Raw genomic sequence first — 15,242 nt, 5'->3', positions numbered from 1 at the left:
AACTCTATTCAATTTAATATTCTTTAATCTTTTTAAAATTTTGTTTTATCGTAAAACTCATTTTTTAAGGGGGATATTATCACTCAAGAAGCGTTAAGAATCTTAATTTCAAAGGTTTTTTCTTGATTTTCTAATAATGCAATGCTCCCTTCATGGGCTTTAACGACTTGTAAAGACAGAGCTAACCCTAGGCCATTACCCTTTAATTTGGTGGTTTCAAAAGGCTCAAATAAAGCGCTTTTGTTTTCCACTTCCTTGCCATTATCAATAATGGTGAAGACGATAAATTCATTTTGAATGAACGCTTCAATCTTCACCTGCCCCTGCTCGCTTTCTTCTAAGGCTTCAATCGCATCAATGGCGTTATACAAGAAATTTTGCAACACAATCCCCATCAAATCAAAGTCAAAAAACCCTTCTTCGTCGCTAAAATTAAAAAGAAAATCAATGTCTTTAGAGTAAGTGTAGCAATTTAGGGCTTCTTTGAGATCGCTCTCTAGCGTTTTCAAACTTTGCTTGGTGCGGTTGGCTTGAATACCTTTAGAAAAAAGCAAGGTGGCTTTAATGATCCTTTCTACGCGCCATAAAGCTTTTTGCAATTCTACAACAATGGGCTTAGTCTTTTCGTTCGCATGCTTTAATAACACCGAAGCTAAAAGGGAGATAGAGCCTACAGGGTTTCTGATCTCATGGGCTAAATGCGCTGAGATTTTCCCCATAGAAGCGAGCCGCTCTTGGCGTTTTTGAGCGCTAATATCGGTTGCGGTGATGATTTGCTTGCCTTGAATGCTGTTTTGCTGGACTAAATAGCTTTTATTTTCATGTTCAATTTCAGTGTTAAAATTTTCTAATTTAGCCTTATTGAACACCTCATGGCTTTGATTGGCTAAAGAATTTTTATAAAAAAAGCTCCCGTTTTCATTCATCACCCAAATGGCTTGCGGTAAAATCTCTATGACCCACTCATAAAGGGCTTTATAATCTTTAAATTCCTTTTCTACCTTGTAGCTTTGCAAAATAAATTGGTTTAAAAGCCCTAGCAATTCTTGCATGTCTTTTTTGTTGGAAAAATTTTCTAATAGATCTTCGCTCTCTTTGGGTTTAAAATTCTCTAATGAAATCACATTATCCTCTTTTTTTAACAACCCCTTGAAAGAAGAAGCCTTATTAGAGTGTTTCAAATGGGAACGCTTTAAATAAGGGCGTTTTAAGCGCTTGGATTTTTTCATGGTTTTTGTTTTTCTTGCTCTTTTAAGAAATTAAACAGCATTTCGCTATAGCCAAAATTCCCGCTCAATTCTTTAGAAAGGGTGTCCTTATACATGGATGTGTAAATCTCATCGCCTGGGGCTTTAGGATACAAAGGGTTATCCATTTTCATAGCGCTATCTAGCATGAATTTTAAAAGCAGTGCTTCAAAAGAATCGGTTTGCTCTTTGAGGAGCTTGTCGTTTTTATTTTGAGCTAACGCTTTTAATTTCTCTTCGCTCGCTAATTTAGAAACGTTGTATTGCTCTAACATGGCTTTATTGTTGTTTATCATAGTATCTCCATTTCAGCGCTAATCGCGCCACTCTTTTTTAGGGCTTGTAAGATTGAAACCATCCCCTTAGCGCTCACGCCAATTTTTTGTAAGGCTTTTACCACCCCGGCAATGGTGATGTTTTTCCCGTTAGAACTCAGCGTGTTGTGAGCGGTGTCTAAGGACATGTTATTGTCTAAATCCTGCGTGTTTTTAGAATCATTTAAAGGCTCTTTAGTGATTTTAAGCGTGATGTCTTGGCTTGTAACCACTATCGGATGCACTATTATATCCACTCCTGAAACGATCGTGCCTGATTTTTCATCTACAATGATCTTATTTTTCGCGCTGTAATTAATAGGGATTTCTTGCACTAAGGCTAAAAACTCCACCATAGAAAAACGCTCTGGGCGAGTGATTTGAATGGTTTTTGGATCTAGCGCTATGGCTACTTTATTGCCAAATACTTTATTTAAGGTGTTTTGCACTTGGATAGCGTTTTTAAAATTAGGGCTTTTTAGGCTTAAAGTCATGGCGTTTTTATGGAACAAATCATACGAAACTTCCCTTTCAATAGTCGCCCCATTGATGATATTGGCTGAGAGCAAGTTATTAGAATTGCCCGAAACGATAGCCCCTTGAGCGAGGGCGTAAATATTCCCATCCACCGCATTTAAAGGGGTCATCACCAAAGTCCCCCCTTGAATGGATTTCGCATCGCCAATAGAAGAAATGTGAATATCAATTTTATCGCCCTGTCTTGCAAAGGGGGGCAAGGAGGCTGTAATCATCACGGCAGCAACATTTTTAGATTTAATATCATCTGCAGAGATCTTGACATTCACGCTCTCTAGCATGTTAGAAATGGATTGCATGGTGAATTTTGAGCCGGATTTATCCCCTGTGCCATTCAAACCAATCACAAGCCCATAACCAATCAGCTGGTTATCCCTTACGCCCACCACGCTCGCTATATCGCCTATTTTTTCGGCCAAAAGCTTGTGGAAGGCTAATACAAAAATAAGACACAAAAACACCCGTTTCAATCAAACCCTTTCATTTATTTACCCCATCATTTTAGCATAAGCCTTTTATAAAAACTTTAAACCTAATTGAGCGTATTTTTATGCTATACTCAAAAATCTTATAAACTTTAAATCAAAGATTTTAATTTTAGCCTTTTATTAACTTTTTATAAAGTTTCAAATTAAATTGAGGTATGAATCTCCCATGGAATTGAATCAACCACCACTCCCTACAGAAATTGATGATGACGCTTATCATAAGCCGAGTTTTAATGATTTGGGCTTAAAAGAATCGGTTTTAAAATCCGTTTATGAAGCCGGTTTCACTTCCCCAAGCCCCATTCAAGAAAAGGCCATTCCGGCTGTTTTGCAAGGCCGAGATGTCATCGCACAAGCCCAAACAGGCACAGGAAAAACCGCCGCTTTCGCTCTGCCCATTATCAACAATCTTAAAAACAACCACACCATAGAGGCCCTAGTGATCACGCCCACTAGAGAATTAGCCATGCAAATTAGCGATGAGATTTTCAAATTGGGCAAACACACCAGGACTAAAACCGTGTGCGTGTATGGAGGCCAGAGCGTTAAAAAACAATGCGAATTTATTAAGAAAAACCCCCAAGTGATGATCGCTACACCAGGAAGATTGTTGGATCATTTAAAAAACGAACGCATCCATAAATTTGTGCCTAAAGTGGTCGTTTTAGATGAAAGCGATGAAATGCTAGATATGGGGTTTTTAGACGACATTGAAGAGATTTTTGACTACCTTCCTAGCGAAGCGCAGATCTTGCTTTTTTCAGCCACGATGCCAGAGCCGATTAAAAGACTAGCGGATAAGATTTTAGAAAACCCTATTAAAATCCATATCGCTCCTTCTAATATCACCAACACCGACATCACCCAACGCTTTTATGTGATCAACGAACATGAAAGATCTGAAGCGATCATGCGCCTTTTAGACACCCAAGCACCCAAAAAGAGCATTGTTTTCACGCGCACTAAAAAAGAAGCCGATGAATTGCACCAATTCCTTGCTTCTAAAAATTACAAAAGCACCGCCTTGCATGGGGATATGGATCAAAGGGATCGCCGCTCTTCTATCATGGCGTTTAAAAAAAATGACGCTGACGTGTTAGTGGCTACGGATGTGGCGAGCCGTGGGCTAGACATTAGCGGTGTAAGCCATGTGTTCAATTACCATTTGCCCCTAAACACCGAGAGCTATATCCATCGCATTGGGAGAACCGGGCGAGCGGGCAAAAAAGGCATGGCGATCACTTTAGTAACTCCTTTAGAATACAAAGAGCTTTTACGCATGCAAAAAGAAATTGATTCAGAGATTGAACTTTTTGAAATCCCCACCATTAACGAAAATCAGATCATCAAAACCTTGCATGACGCTAAAGTGTCTGAAGGGATCATCAGCCTTTATGAACAGCTTACCGAAATTTTTGAGCCGTCTCAATTGGTTTTAAAACTTTTGAGTTTGCAGTTTGAAACCAGCAAAATTGGCTTAAACCAGCAAGAAATTGATGCGATTCAAAACCCTAAAGAAAAAACGCCAAAAACCCCTAACAAAAAAACGCACCCGCATGAGCGAGCGCGTTCTTTCAAAAAGGGTCAGCACAGAGACAGACACCCTAAAACGAACCACCATTCTAAAAAACCCAAACGCCGTTAAAATATTTAAAAAGGAAATTCATGCCCATTGATTTGAACGAACATTTAAAAAAGAAAAATTCTCAAAGAGAAACCCCCACGCCCAACACGCCTAATAATGGGGGGCGTTTCATTCCGCCGTCTAACTCTTTTAATTCTAAAAAACTATCGGTTTTAATTGTTATTGTCCTTTTAGGCGTTATCGCTTTTTTGGCCAAGCCTTTTGAAGTGATCAGCTCAGGAGAAATTGGCATTAAAATCACCGCCGGGAAATACGAACCCACCCCCTTACAGCCAGGAATCCACTTCTTTGTGCCTATCATTCAAGACATTCTCATTGTGGATACAAGGATCAGGAATATCAATTTTTCACGCACCGAAGACATGGGCGTGGCGGGTAAAAACCAGGGGATTTTTAGAAACGACGCTATTAATGTGATGGATAGCAGGGGCTTGACCGTTTCTATTGAACTCACCGTGCAATACCGCCTAAACCCTCAAACCACCCCCAAACGATCGCTACTTATGGCTTATCTTGGGAGCAAAAAATCATCAACCCTGTGGTGCGCGATGTGGTGCGCTCTGTCGTGGGGCGCTACCCGGCTGAAGATTTACCCATTAAGCGCAATGAAATCGCCGCTTTGATTAATAGCGGTATCAATAAAGAAGTTTCTAAGCTCCCCAACACCCCTGTGGAATTAAGCTCTATCCAATTGAGAGAAATCGTCTTGCCCGCTAAGATCAAAGAGCAAATTGAAAAAGTCCAAATCGCGCGCCAAGAATCAGAAAGAGTAAAATACGAGGTGGAGCGCTCCAAGCAAGAAGCTCAAAAACAAGCCGCTCTGGCTAAAGGGGAAGCGGACGCTAACAGGATTAAGGCTCAGGGCGTGGCGGATGCGATCGTGATTGAAGCTAAGGCGAAATCTCAAGCTAATTTAAGCATTTCGCAAAGCTTGAGCGACAAGCTTTTAAGGCTGCGCCAAATTGAAGTTCAAGGCCAGTTTAATGAAGCGTTAAAAACGAATAACAACGCTCAAATCATGCTCACTCCAGGCGGGGCTGTGCCTAACATTTGGATTGACACTAAAAGCAAGGTTAAATCTAGTATTGCCGAGAGTAAAGAGCCTTAAAAACGCATGGCGTCTCTTGCCTTTATCCAAGCTTTTTTGGAGTCTTTTAAGGGATTTTTAAGCCAGGCGACTTTAATCAGCGTTTTAATAGCGAGCGTTTTAATCCTTTTTTGTGCGGTTTTGCTCCTTTTGGCTCTGCTTTTAAGAAACCGCTTAGCTAGCTATATAGCAACAGCAGCTTTTTTGGGCGCGTTTTTAAGCATGCCTTTTGTTTTGAATGTTTTACTCACTCAAACGATTTACCCCATAGAAACACGCATCTTACACGCTAACCCTTTAAGTTATAGCAACGCCTTTTCTTTGCAAGTGGGAGTCAAAAACAATTCCAAATTTACTCTAAACAAATGCGTTTTACGCCTAGAAGTGCTTAAAAACCCTCACAATTTTGTAGAAGAGCATGCGTTTAAATGGTTTGTCAAAAAAAGCTATGAAAAAACCTTTAAAGAAAAGATTTTGCCCAAAGAATCCAAGGTCTTTTCATTTTTCATTGATAACTACCCTTATTCAAAAACGACCCCTTATCAAGTTTCTTTGTTTTGTTTGTAGAAAACTAAAAGATAACACCCAAGATAACATTCATTAAAAAGCGATTAAAAACGCTTAAAGGCATGAATTTTAAAATAAAGCTTTAAAGCCTGGATTCCAACAAACGCTTCGTATAAGCGTGCTTAGGGTTGTCAAACACCTCTTTAATAGCGCCCATTTCTACGACTTTCCCCTCACTTATCACTAACACCTTATCGCAAAACGCTTTGATCACATCTAAATCATGGCTGATAAACAAATAGCTCAAATCTTGCTTTTCTTGTAAATCCAACAATAATTCCAACACGCTTTTTTGAATGCTTTTATCTAAAGCAGAAGTGGGCTCATCTAAAAGAATGATTTTAGGTTTTAAAGCAATCGCTCTAGCGATCGCCACTCTTTGGCGTTCCCCTCCACTGAGTTCATAAGCGTAAAAGTTAAGCAATTCAGAATTCAGGCACACTTCTTCTAAGCAAAGTTCAGCTAAATGATGCCATTCTTGTTGTGAAGCCTTAGGGTAAGCAAAGCGCAGAGCTTCTATTAAAATGCTTTGAATGCTTAAGCGAGGGTTTAATGAAGCGTAAGGATCTTGAAACACCATTTGCAAGATCTTGCGGTAGGGTTTGAACGCCTTAGAATTTAAAGGCCCCACGCTTTGGCCTAAAATCTTTTCTTCCCCGCTATTTAAAGCGAGTTTTAAAAGCCCTAACGCTAAAGAGCTTTTCCCGCTCCCGCTTTCGCCAATGATGCCGATGTTTTCTTTGGCTTTGAGGGAAAAATTGACTGATGCGATAAGGGGTTTTTTTAAAGAAGGCCTAAAAAAGCGTTTTTGCAAGTAATAAACGCTAAAATCCTTCACTTCTAAAAGCGTTTCATCTAGTGCTTTTAAATTTTTAGCGGGCAAGTTTGAAGCTTGAATCAAGAGTTTTGAATATTCGTGCTTGGGGTCATTAAAAAGATCTTTAGTGGAATTGGTTTCTACTATTTCGCCTTTTTTTAGCACATAAACCCTATCAGCCAAGCGTTTGACCGCTTTTAAATCATGGCTAATGAACAAAAGGGCGATGTTTTTTTCCACGCTCAATTGCTTGAGTAAGTCTAAAATCTGGTTTTGGATTTGCGCATCTAGCGCGGTGGTAGGCTCATCGCAAATGAGCAGTTTGGGTGCATTAATAATGCCCATAGCGATACACACCCTTTGGCGTTGCCCTCCGCTCAATTCATAAGGGTAACGATCCAAAAATTTTTCGTCTAATTGGACTTGTTTCATGGCGTTTAAAACTTTTTCTTTAAGGAGCGTTTGAGAAGCGTTTTTATGGTGTAAAAAATAGGCTTCATTCATTTGCTTGCCGATTTTATGCAAGGGGTTTAGGCTGGATAGGGGGTCTTGAGCGATGTAAGCGATAATATTTCCCCTTAAATGCTGCATAAATTCTTCGCTTTCTTTTAAAAGGTTGGTTGTTTCAAACAGCACTTCGCCATTATGGGGTTTGAATCTGGGGTTTAAACGCATGATGATATTAGCGATAGAGCTTTTCCCGCTCCCGCTCTCGCCCACGATTGCCACCCTTTCGCTAGGATTTAACGAAATATTGATGTTTTGGAGCGAAAAATGCGCGTTTAAAACGCAGTTCAAGTTTTTGATTTCTAGCATGTAACCCCCTTATTTGAGCATGTTAGCGTTGAAAGCATCGCGCACCCCTTCGCCAATGAACACCAAAACAGAAAGCAACAAGCTAATGGCTACAAACGCAACGATGGCTAAATGGGGCGTGGTGAGGTTATCCTTACCTTGATTGACCAATTCGCCCAAACTCGCGCTCCCTATAGGCGTGCCAAAACCCAAGAAATCCAAAGACACTAAAGTGGAAATGCTAGCCGCCATTAAAAACGGCACATAAGTGATCGTTGCCACTAAAGCGTTGGGTAAAACATGGTAGAAAATGATTTTTAAATCATTCACCCCAAGCGCTCTAGCGGCTTTGGTGTAGTCCATGTTTCTTGCTTTTAAAAACTCCGTGCGCACGACTTGAGAAAGCCCCATCCAGCTAAAGAGCAAGACTAAAAATAAAATGATCCAAAAATTAGAATTAAACGCGCTAGAAATCACAATGAGTAAAAAAAGCATGGGGATCGCACTCCAAATCTCGCTCAGCCTTTGCCCCAATAAATCCACTAACCCTCCATAATACCCTTGAAACGCTCCCAAACTCACGCCAATAAGAACGCTAAAAAGGGTGAGTAAAATCCCAAACACTAACGAAACCCGATAGCCATAAACCAGCCTGGCTAACACATCTCTGGCTTGATCGTCTGTGCCTAAAAGGTGTTTGAAGCTTGGGGGGGTGGGGGCAGGCGAGTCTAAATCCATAATGATCGTATCGTAGCTATAAGGGATGAGCGCATGGATGATGAAAGCGTCTTTTAAAAGCGTGTTTTGCACATAAGGATCGTTATAGTCCGTAGGGGTGAAAAAATCGCCTCCAAACTCCACTTCCGCATAGTTTTTAAACATAGGGAAATACGCCTTATGATCTTTATAGATGAATAAGGGGCGATCATTCACCCACAAGGGGGCTAAAAGAGAAAGCGCTAATAAAGCGATAAAAAGATAGAGTGAAAACACCGCCCGCTTATTCTTTTTGAAACTCAGAATACGCATTTTAAACAAACTGCTCACGCTCAAACTCCCTTGATGAAAAACAATTCCTAAGATTATAATTAATTATGGGTAATACTAGCAAGAAAATGGGTTTGATCCATTAAAGAAAGAGAATAAGCGTAATAATGGTGGAGTGTAGGGGGTTCGAACCCCTGACCTCAACGCTGCCAGCGTTGCGCTCTCCCAACTGAGCTAACACCCCAAATAAAATTAAGCGATCATTATAACATTTTGCTTAAAAGATGTCAATTTGATGCTTTTTTGAAACACTTAATAGCAAATTAAGAATGATTATCTTAAAATTAGAAAGTTTCTTTTATGGATTAAGTAAAATCACTTATCAAAGCAAAAAGGATATTTTTGAAAAACCACTCCTTTAAAAAAACGATCGCTCTTTCCTTACTAGCGGGCATGTCTTTGTGTGACGCTGAAGAAGATGGGGCGTTTTTTGTCATAGATTACCAGACGAGTTTGGCCAGACAGGAATTGAAAAATCCAGGCTTTACCCAAGCGCAAGAATTAAAGCAATTGATTAGAGATGGGGCTGTGAGATTGCAAACTTCTGCTATCCCCTTATCCTACTACTTGGATATTTTAGGGAATAAAACAAAAGTTCTTTTGAGTGAAAGCCTGAAAAACAATGCGCAACCATCACAGCCAAACGGACAAAGCACACCAAACCCAGCCTTAGTCAATTTAGAGCAATCTCTAGGGATTTTAGGAAAACTATTAGATCTATCCCAACAATACGCTTCAGAAGGTGTCATTAAGCCTTTGGTGGTGGATGTAGGGAAAGAACAAATCGGTATCACTGATAGCATGCTCTTGGTGGCTCAAAATATTGTTTTAGCTTTAGGGCAGGTGGATTTGAGCAAAATCCAACAAAACAATAACGGACAGCTATACGAAAACATCATGAAAGTCATGCTTTTAGGTGCGGACGGGACTAATGGAGCGTATAATGGCGTGAGTGTGGGCGATATTGCCACAGGCATGCAAAATTTTTCTTCGCAAACGGGCTTGATAGGGGCTAATTCTACGGTTAGCGAGCTGAATGCTTTGATTAAGAGCGGGATTTCTTTGGATCGTGAGACTTTGGGGTTAGGGAGTTTTATTGAAAAAAATATCTGCAGCGGTGCATCGTCTTGTTTTACTGGGAGTCAGCTTATTTATAAGAAAGGGCTAGACAGAACCATAAACATCATTAATGCGGTATTAGGTCAGTTTGAATCTTCGGCTAGTTCTCTTTATAAGATTTCTTATATCCCTAACCTCTTTTCGCTCAAAGATTACCAGTCAGCGAGCATGAACGGCTTTGGGGCTAAGATGGGCTATAAACAATTTTTCACCCATAAGAAAAATATCGGCTTAAGGTATTACGGGTTTTTGGATTATGGCTATACGAATTTTGGCGATACGAATTTAAAAGTGGGAGCGAATCTTGTTACTTATGGGGTAGGAACGGATTTTTTATACAATGTGTATGAACGCTCTAGAAGGAGGGAAAGGACTACAATCGGCCTTTTCTTTGGCGCTCAAATCGCAGGGCAAACTTGGAGCACGAATGTAACGAACCTATTGAGCGGGCAAAGGCCTGATGTCAAGTCCAGTTCGTTCCAGTTTTTGTTTGATTTGGGCGTGCGCACCAACTTTGCAAAAACCAATTTCAATAAGCACAGGTTAGACCAAGGGATAGAATTTGGGGTGAAAATCCCTGTTATCGCTCATAAATATTTTGCAACCCAAGGCTCAAGCGCAAGCTATATGAGGAATTTTAGCTTCTATGTGGGCTATTCAGTCGGTTTTTAAGGAAGGCTATTGATGAAAAACACCAATACAAAAGAGATAAAGAATACAAGAATGAAAAAAGGTCAATACCAAGCGCTCAAAAAAGGGCTTTTAAAAACCGCTCTGCTTTTTAGCCTTCCCTTAAGCATGGCGTTAGCTGAAGACGATGGCTTTTACATGGGAGTGGGCTATCAAATCGGCGGTGCGCAACAAAATATCAATAACAAAGGCAGCACCCTAAGGAATAATGTCATTGATGATTTCCGCCAAGTGGGCGTGGGTATGGCAGGGGGTAACGGGCTTTTAACCTTAGCGACAAACACGACCATGGACGCTCTTTTAGGGATAGGCAATCAAATTGTCAATACTAATGCAACTGTTGGCAACAACAACGCAGAATTAACCCAGTTTAAAAAAATACTCCCCCAAATTGAGCGACGCTTTGAAACGAATAAAAACGCTTATAGCGTTCAAGCCTTGCAAGTGTATTTGAGTAATGTGCTGTATAATTTGGTTAATAATAGTAATAATGGCAGCAATAATGGAGTCGTTCCTGAATACGTGGGGATTATAAAAGTTCTTTATGGCTCTCAAAGCGAATTCAGTCTCTTAGCCACGGAAAGCGTGGCGCTTTTAAATGCGCTCACGAGAGTGAATTTAGATAGTAATTCGGTGTTTTTAAAAGGGCTTTTAGCCCAAATGCAGCTTTTTAATGACACTTCTTCAGCAAAGCTAAGCCAGATCGCAGAAAGCTTGAATAAGAGCGGTGGTGCAGGGGCCATGCTTCAAAAGGATGTGAAAACCATCTCGGATCGAATCGCTACTTACCAAGAGAATCTAAAACAGCTAGGAGGAATGCTAAATAATTACGATGAGCCATACCTACCCCAATTTGGGCCAGGCAAAAGCTCTCAGCATGGGGTTATTAATGGCTTTGGTATTCAAATGGGCTATAAGCAATTTTTTGGGAACAAGAGGAATATAGGCTTACGGTATTACGCTTTCTTTGATTATGGCTTTACGCAATTGGGCAGTCTTAGCAGCGCTGTTAAGGCGAATATCTTTACTTATGGCGCTGGCACGGACTTTTTATGGAATATCTTTAGAAGGGTTTTTAGCGATCAGTCCTTGAATGTGGGGGTGTTTGGAGGCATTCAAATAGCGGGTAACACTTGGGATAGCTCTTTAAGAGGTCAAATTGAAAACTCGTTTAAAGAATACCCCACTCCCACGAATTTCCAATTTTTATTTAATTTGGGCTTAAGGGCTCATTTTGCCAGCACCATGCACCGCCGGTTTTTGAGTGCGTCTCAAAGCATTCAGCATGGTATGGAATTTGGCGTGAAAATCCCGGCTATCAATCAAAGGTATTTGAGGGCCAATGGGGCTGATGTGGATTACAGGCGTTTGTATGCGTTCTATATCAATTACACGATAGGTTTTTAAGCTCTTTTTAGGGCTTATAAAGAGGCTTTTTACTTTTTTTTGGTATTCTAACAAGCTTTTAAACCATCCAATCTACTTTGTTTTAAGGATAATATTTTATGGCAGATGTCGTTGTGGGGATCCAGTGGGGAGATGAGGGGAAGGGAAAAATTGTGGATAGGATCGCTAAAGATTATGACTTTGTGGTGCGTTATCAAGGCGGGCACAATGCCGGGCATACCATTGTGCATAAGGGGGTTAAGCATTCTTTACATTTAATGCCCTCAGGGGTTTTATACCCCAAATGCAAGAACATCATTTCTAGCGCGGTGGTCGTGAGCGTTAAGGATTTGTGCGAAGAAATCAGCGCGTTTGAGGATTTAGAAAATCGTTTGTTTATCAGCGACAGAGCCCATGTGATCTTGCCCTATCATGCCAAAAAAGACGCTTTTAAAGAAAAGTCTCAAAACATCGGCACGACTAAAAAAGGCATAGGCCCTTGTTATGAGGATAAAATGGCCAGGAGCGGGATAAGAATGGGGGATTTATTAGATGATAAAATCTTAGAAGAAAAGCTAAACGCTCATTTCAAAGCCATTGAGCTTTTTAAAGAAGCGTATGGTTTGGGCGAGGATTACGAAAAAGATTTGAGGGAGTATTTTAAAACTTATGCTAAAAAAATTTGCCCCTTTATCAAAGACACGACAAGCATGCTGATAGAAGCGAACCAAAAGGGTGAAAAAATCCTATTAGAAGGGGCGCAAGGCACGCTTTTAGACATTGATTTAGGGACTTACCCTTTTGTAACAAGCTCTAACACCACGAGCGCTAGCGCTTGTGTGAGCACCGGCTTAAACCCTAAAGCGATCAATGAAGTCATAGGTATCACAAAAGCCTACTCCACTCGTGTGGGTAATGGGCCTTTTCCTAGCGAAGACACTACACCCATGGGCGATCATTTAAGGACTAAGGGTGCGGAGTTTGGCACGACAACCAAGCGCCCAAGGCGTTGCGGGTGGCTGGATTTGGTGGCTTTAAAATACGCTTGCGCTTTGAATGGTTGCACGCAATTAGCTTTAATGAAATTAGATGTTTTAGACGGGATTGATGCGATTAAGGTGTGCGTGGCTTATGAAAGAAAGGGCGAAAGATTGGAGGCTTTCCCTAGCGATTTGAAAGATTGTGCGCCTATTTATCAAACTTTTAAGGGTTGGGAAAAAAGCGCGGGCGTGAGAAAATTAGACGATTTAGAGCCAAACGCTAGAGAGTATATCCGTTTTATTGAAAAAGAAGTGGGGGTGAAAATTGGCCTTATTTCTACAAGCCCTGAAAGAGAAGACACGATTTTTCTATGAAAAAATTCGCTTCTGTATTGGTGCAATTAAAAACCCTTGCGTTAGAAAAAATAGAGCAAAAGCTTGAAAGCAAGCGTTTAGAGTTGCAACAAAAGGAGCGAGAAATTTTGGACAAACAAGCCCAACTAAGCGCGTTTAAAAACCCTGAATTGGGGGGAATGAGCCTTTTTTTACAAACCCAGCAATTAAAAAGCGCTTTAAGATTGGAGATAGAACATTACCAACAAGAGGGCGAGGATTTAACTAAGGATTTAAAAATTTTAGAAAAAGATTATTTTTTGGCTAACCAGGAATTAGAAAAAGCTAAAATCATTTTAGAAAACGAAAAACAAAAAGAAAAGGAAATTTTGGAAAAAAAAGAGCAGGCCCTTTTAGATGAAAACGCCATGATTTTACACTGGCAAAAAGGGGGCTTGCATGCGTAAGATCTTGTTAATGGGCTTGATTTTACAAGCGCTCTTTAGCGAAGAAGCCGCGCAAGAATTGTTGCAATGCTCTGCGATTTTTGAATCTAAAAAAGCCGAATTGAAAGACGATTTGCGCCAATTGAGCGAAAAAGAGCAGTCTTTAAGGATCTTGCAAACCGAAAACGCCCGCCTTTTAGATGAAAAAAACGATCTGTTAAACCAAAAAGAAAAAGAAGTGGAAGAAAAACTGAAAAATTTAGCCGCTAAAGAAGAAGCCTTTAAAACCTTACAAACGGAAGAAAAAAAACGCCTTAAAAATTTGATAGAAGAAAACGAAGGCATTTTAAGAGAAATCAAGCAGGCTAAAGACAGCAAGATTGGCGAGACTTATTCTAAAATGAAAGATTCTAAATCGGCTCTGATTTTAGAAAATTTACCCACTCAAAACGCCTTAGAAATTTTAATGGCGCTAAAACCTCAAGAATTAGGCAAAATTCTAGCCAAAATGGATCCTAAAAAAGCGGCGGCTTTGACAGAGTTGTGGCAAAAACCCCCAAAAGAAAATAAAGAAAGCCAAAAAATCACAGCACCCACGCCCCCATAGCGCCCATGCCTTTAAAAGAGCCAACCCTAAAAGATCCTAACACCAAAGAGCCTGCAGGGGTATGATGTTCATTGTAGCAATTTTAACGCTGGCGTTTTTAATCTTTGTCCATGAATTAGGGCATTTCACTATCGCTAGGATTTGTGGGGTGAAGGTAGAAGTCTTTAGCATTGGTTTTGGTAAAAAACTCTGTTTTTTTAAGCTTTTTGGCACGCAATTCGCTTTGTCTTTGATCCCGCTTGGGGGCTATGTGAAATTAAAGGGCATGGATAAAGAAGAAAATGAAGAAAATGAAGAAAATGAAATTAATCAAGCGGATGATAGCTACGCGCAAAAAAGCCCTTTCCAAAAGCTATGGATATTGTTTGGGGGGGCGTTTTTTAATTTTCTTTTTGCGATTTTAGTGTATTTTTTTCTGGCATTGAGCGGGGAAAAAGTCTTACTGTCAATCATTGGCGGTTTAGAAAAAAACGCACTAGAGGCCGGGCTGTTAAAGGGGGATAAAATCCTTTCTATCAACCATCAAAAAATAGCGAGTTTTAGAGAGATTAGAAGCGTAGTGGCGCGTTCTCAAGGCGAGTTGGTTTTAGAAATAGAGCGAAACCATCAGATTTTAGAAAAACGACTGACCCCTAAAATCGTGGCGGTAATAAACGAATCTAATGATCCTAATGAAATCATCAAATACAAAGCGATAGGCATTAAACCGGACATGCAAAAAATGGGCGTTGTCTCTTATTCCTTAATTCAGGCGTTCAAGCAGGCCTTGAGTCGGTTTAAAGAGGGCGTTGTTTTGATCGTGGATTCTTTAAAGCGTTTGATTATGGGGAGCGCTTCAGTTAAGGAATTGAGTGGGGTAATAGGCATTGTGGGGGCGTTAAGCCATGCCAATAGCGTGAGCATGCTTTTGTTGTTTGGGGCGTTTTTGTCTATCAATTTAGGGATTTTAAACTTACTACCCATCCCCGCCTTAGATGGGGCGCAAATGCTAGGGGTCGTTTTTAAAAATATTTTTCATATCGCTTTGCCAACGCCCATGCAAAATGCGTTGTGGCTAGCGGGTGTGGGGTTTTTGGTTTTTATCATGTTTTTAGGGCTTTTCAATGACCTCACTCGTTTACTATAAAAGGGGGAGTT

The 15,242-nt window shown here is 40.3% G+C and carries 12 protein-coding genes, 1 tRNA gene and 2 pseudogenes; 9 read left to right on the top strand and 6 right to left on the bottom strand.

Annotated elements, in window-relative coordinates; all coding sequences use genetic code 11:
• Positions 1-83: 83 nt before the first annotated feature.
• The 3 genes from D2C78_07750 to D2C78_07740 are packed head-to-tail and all read right to left on the bottom strand — an operon-like array spanning position 84 to position 2,568.
• Positions 84-1,229 carry a GHKL domain-containing protein gene (locus tag D2C78_07750; protein QEF35737.1) on the bottom strand — a complete coding sequence of 382 codons (1,146 nt, stop codon included), beginning with the start codon at positions 1,227-1,229 and terminating at the stop codon, positions 84-86.
• Positions 1,226-1,543: a hypothetical protein gene (locus D2C78_07745; GenBank protein ID QEF35736.1), complete on the bottom strand. Its 318-nt coding sequence runs from the start codon at positions 1,541-1,543 to the stop codon at positions 1,226-1,228. The genes D2C78_07750 and D2C78_07745 overlap by 4 nt, the downstream gene beginning before the upstream one ends.
• Positions 1,540-2,568 (bottom strand): flagellar basal body P-ring protein FlgI, encoded by a 1,029-nt coding sequence (locus D2C78_07740; protein QEF35735.1) that lies wholly within the window; start codon positions 2,566-2,568, stop codon positions 1,540-1,542. The genes D2C78_07745 and D2C78_07740 overlap by 4 nt, the downstream gene beginning before the upstream one ends.
• Positions 2,569-2,752: 184 nt before the next feature.
• Here D2C78_07740 and D2C78_07735 point away from each other — a divergent pair, with 184 nt between their 5' ends.
• The 3 genes and pseudogenes from D2C78_07735 (at position 2,753) to D2C78_07725 (ending at position 5,885) form a co-directional block, all read left to right on the top strand.
• Complete coding sequence (locus D2C78_07735; GenBank protein QEF35734.1) at positions 2,753-4,231, top strand: DEAD/DEAH box helicase; 1,479 nt, start codon at positions 2,753-2,755, stop codon at positions 4,229-4,231.
• Positions 4,232-4,251: 20 nt separating this feature from the next.
• Positions 4,252-5,339, top strand: a pseudogene (locus D2C78_07730) (prohibitin family protein).
• A gap of 6 nt (positions 5,340-5,345) precedes the next feature.
• A complete protein-coding gene (locus D2C78_07725; GenBank protein QEF35733.1) occupies positions 5,346-5,885 on the top strand; it encodes a DUF2393 domain-containing protein in 540 nt (179 codons plus the stop codon).
• A gap of 82 nt (positions 5,886-5,967) precedes the next feature.
• Here D2C78_07725 and D2C78_07720 read toward each other — a convergent pair whose 3' ends face one another.
• From D2C78_07720 to D2C78_07710, 3 genes are all read right to left on the bottom strand, one after another.
• A complete protein-coding gene (locus D2C78_07720; protein QEF35732.1) occupies positions 5,968-7,518 on the bottom strand; it encodes an ABC transporter ATP-binding protein in 1,551 nt (516 codons plus the stop codon).
• Between the two features lie 9 nt (positions 7,519-7,527).
• Positions 7,528-8,544, bottom strand: a complete 1,017-nt coding sequence (locus tag D2C78_07715; protein ID QEF35841.1) for an ABC transporter permease — start codon at positions 8,542-8,544, stop codon at positions 7,528-7,530.
• 108 nt (positions 8,545-8,652) lie between these two features.
• A tRNA-Ala gene (locus D2C78_07710) sits at positions 8,653-8,728 on the bottom strand.
• 158 nt (positions 8,729-8,886) lie between these two features.
• Between D2C78_07710 and D2C78_07705 the strand changes: the two genes are divergently transcribed.
• The 6 genes and pseudogenes from D2C78_07705 (at position 8,887) to rseP (ending at position 15,231) form a co-directional block, all read left to right on the top strand.
• The gene (locus D2C78_07705) at positions 8,887-10,335 is read left to right on the top strand and encodes an outer membrane protein (GenBank protein QEF35731.1); all 1,449 of its coding nucleotides are present in this window, start codon (positions 8,887-8,889) and stop codon (positions 10,333-10,335) included.
• Positions 10,336-10,347: 12 nt separating this feature from the next.
• Positions 10,348-11,760, top strand: a complete 1,413-nt coding sequence (locus D2C78_07700) for an outer membrane protein (GenBank protein QEF35730.1) — start codon at positions 10,348-10,350, stop codon at positions 11,758-11,760.
• Positions 11,761-11,858: 98 nt separating this feature from the next.
• Positions 11,859-13,094 carry an adenylosuccinate synthase gene (gene purA, locus D2C78_07695; protein ID QEF35729.1) on the top strand — a complete coding sequence of 412 codons (1,236 nt, stop codon included), beginning with the start codon at positions 11,859-11,861 and terminating at the stop codon, positions 13,092-13,094.
• Positions 13,091-13,519, top strand: coding sequence for a flagellar FliJ family protein (locus tag D2C78_07690; protein ID QEF35728.1), 429 nt, complete (start codon positions 13,091-13,093; stop codon positions 13,517-13,519). Before purA ends, D2C78_07690 begins: the two co-directional genes overlap by 4 nt.
• A pseudogene (locus D2C78_07685) lies at positions 13,512-14,170 on the top strand (flagellar protein). The gene D2C78_07690 and the pseudogene D2C78_07685 overlap by 8 nt, the downstream one beginning before the upstream one ends.
• Positions 14,170-15,231, top strand: coding sequence for an RIP metalloprotease RseP (rseP, locus tag D2C78_07680; protein QEF35840.1), 1,062 nt, complete (start codon positions 14,170-14,172; stop codon positions 15,229-15,231). Before D2C78_07685 ends, rseP begins: the two are co-directional and overlap by 1 nt.
• Positions 15,232-15,242: the final 11 nt, after the last annotated feature.

The organism is Helicobacter pylori (genome assembly GCA_008032935.1).
GTDB classification, from domain to species: Bacteria; Campylobacterota; Campylobacteria; order Campylobacterales; family Helicobacteraceae; genus Helicobacter; species Helicobacter pylori_CX.
Note: the sequence above shows the minus strand (reverse complement) of the source record. Positions and strands in the feature narration are given on the sequence as shown.

Bases quoted from the DNA above. Each gene is read 5' to 3' on its own strand.
- D2C78_07750 (QEF35737.1), bottom strand. From the start codon at position 1,229: ATGAAAAAATCCAAGCGCTTAAAACGCCCTTATTTAAAGCGTTCCCAT.
- D2C78_07745 (QEF35736.1), bottom strand. From the start codon at position 1,543: ATGATAAACAACAATAAAGCCATGTTAGAGCAATACAACGTTTCTAAA.
- D2C78_07735 (QEF35734.1), top strand. From the start codon at position 2,753: ATGGAATTGAATCAACCACCACTCCCTACAGAAATTGATGATGACGCT.
- D2C78_07725 (QEF35733.1), top strand. From the start codon at position 5,346: ATGGCGTCTCTTGCCTTTATCCAAGCTTTTTTGGAGTCTTTTAAGGGA.
- D2C78_07720 (QEF35732.1), bottom strand. From the start codon at position 7,518: ATGCTAGAAATCAAAAACTTGAACTGCGTTTTAAACGCGCATTTTTCG.
- D2C78_07700 (QEF35730.1), top strand. From the start codon at position 10,348: ATGAAAAACACCAATACAAAAGAGATAAAGAATACAAGAATGAAAAAA.
- purA (QEF35729.1), top strand. From the start codon at position 11,859: ATGGCAGATGTCGTTGTGGGGATCCAGTGGGGAGATGAGGGGAAGGGA.
- D2C78_07690 (QEF35728.1), top strand. From the start codon at position 13,091: ATGAAAAAATTCGCTTCTGTATTGGTGCAATTAAAAACCCTTGCGTTA.
- rseP (QEF35840.1), top strand. From the start codon at position 14,170: ATGTTCATTGTAGCAATTTTAACGCTGGCGTTTTTAATCTTTGTCCAT.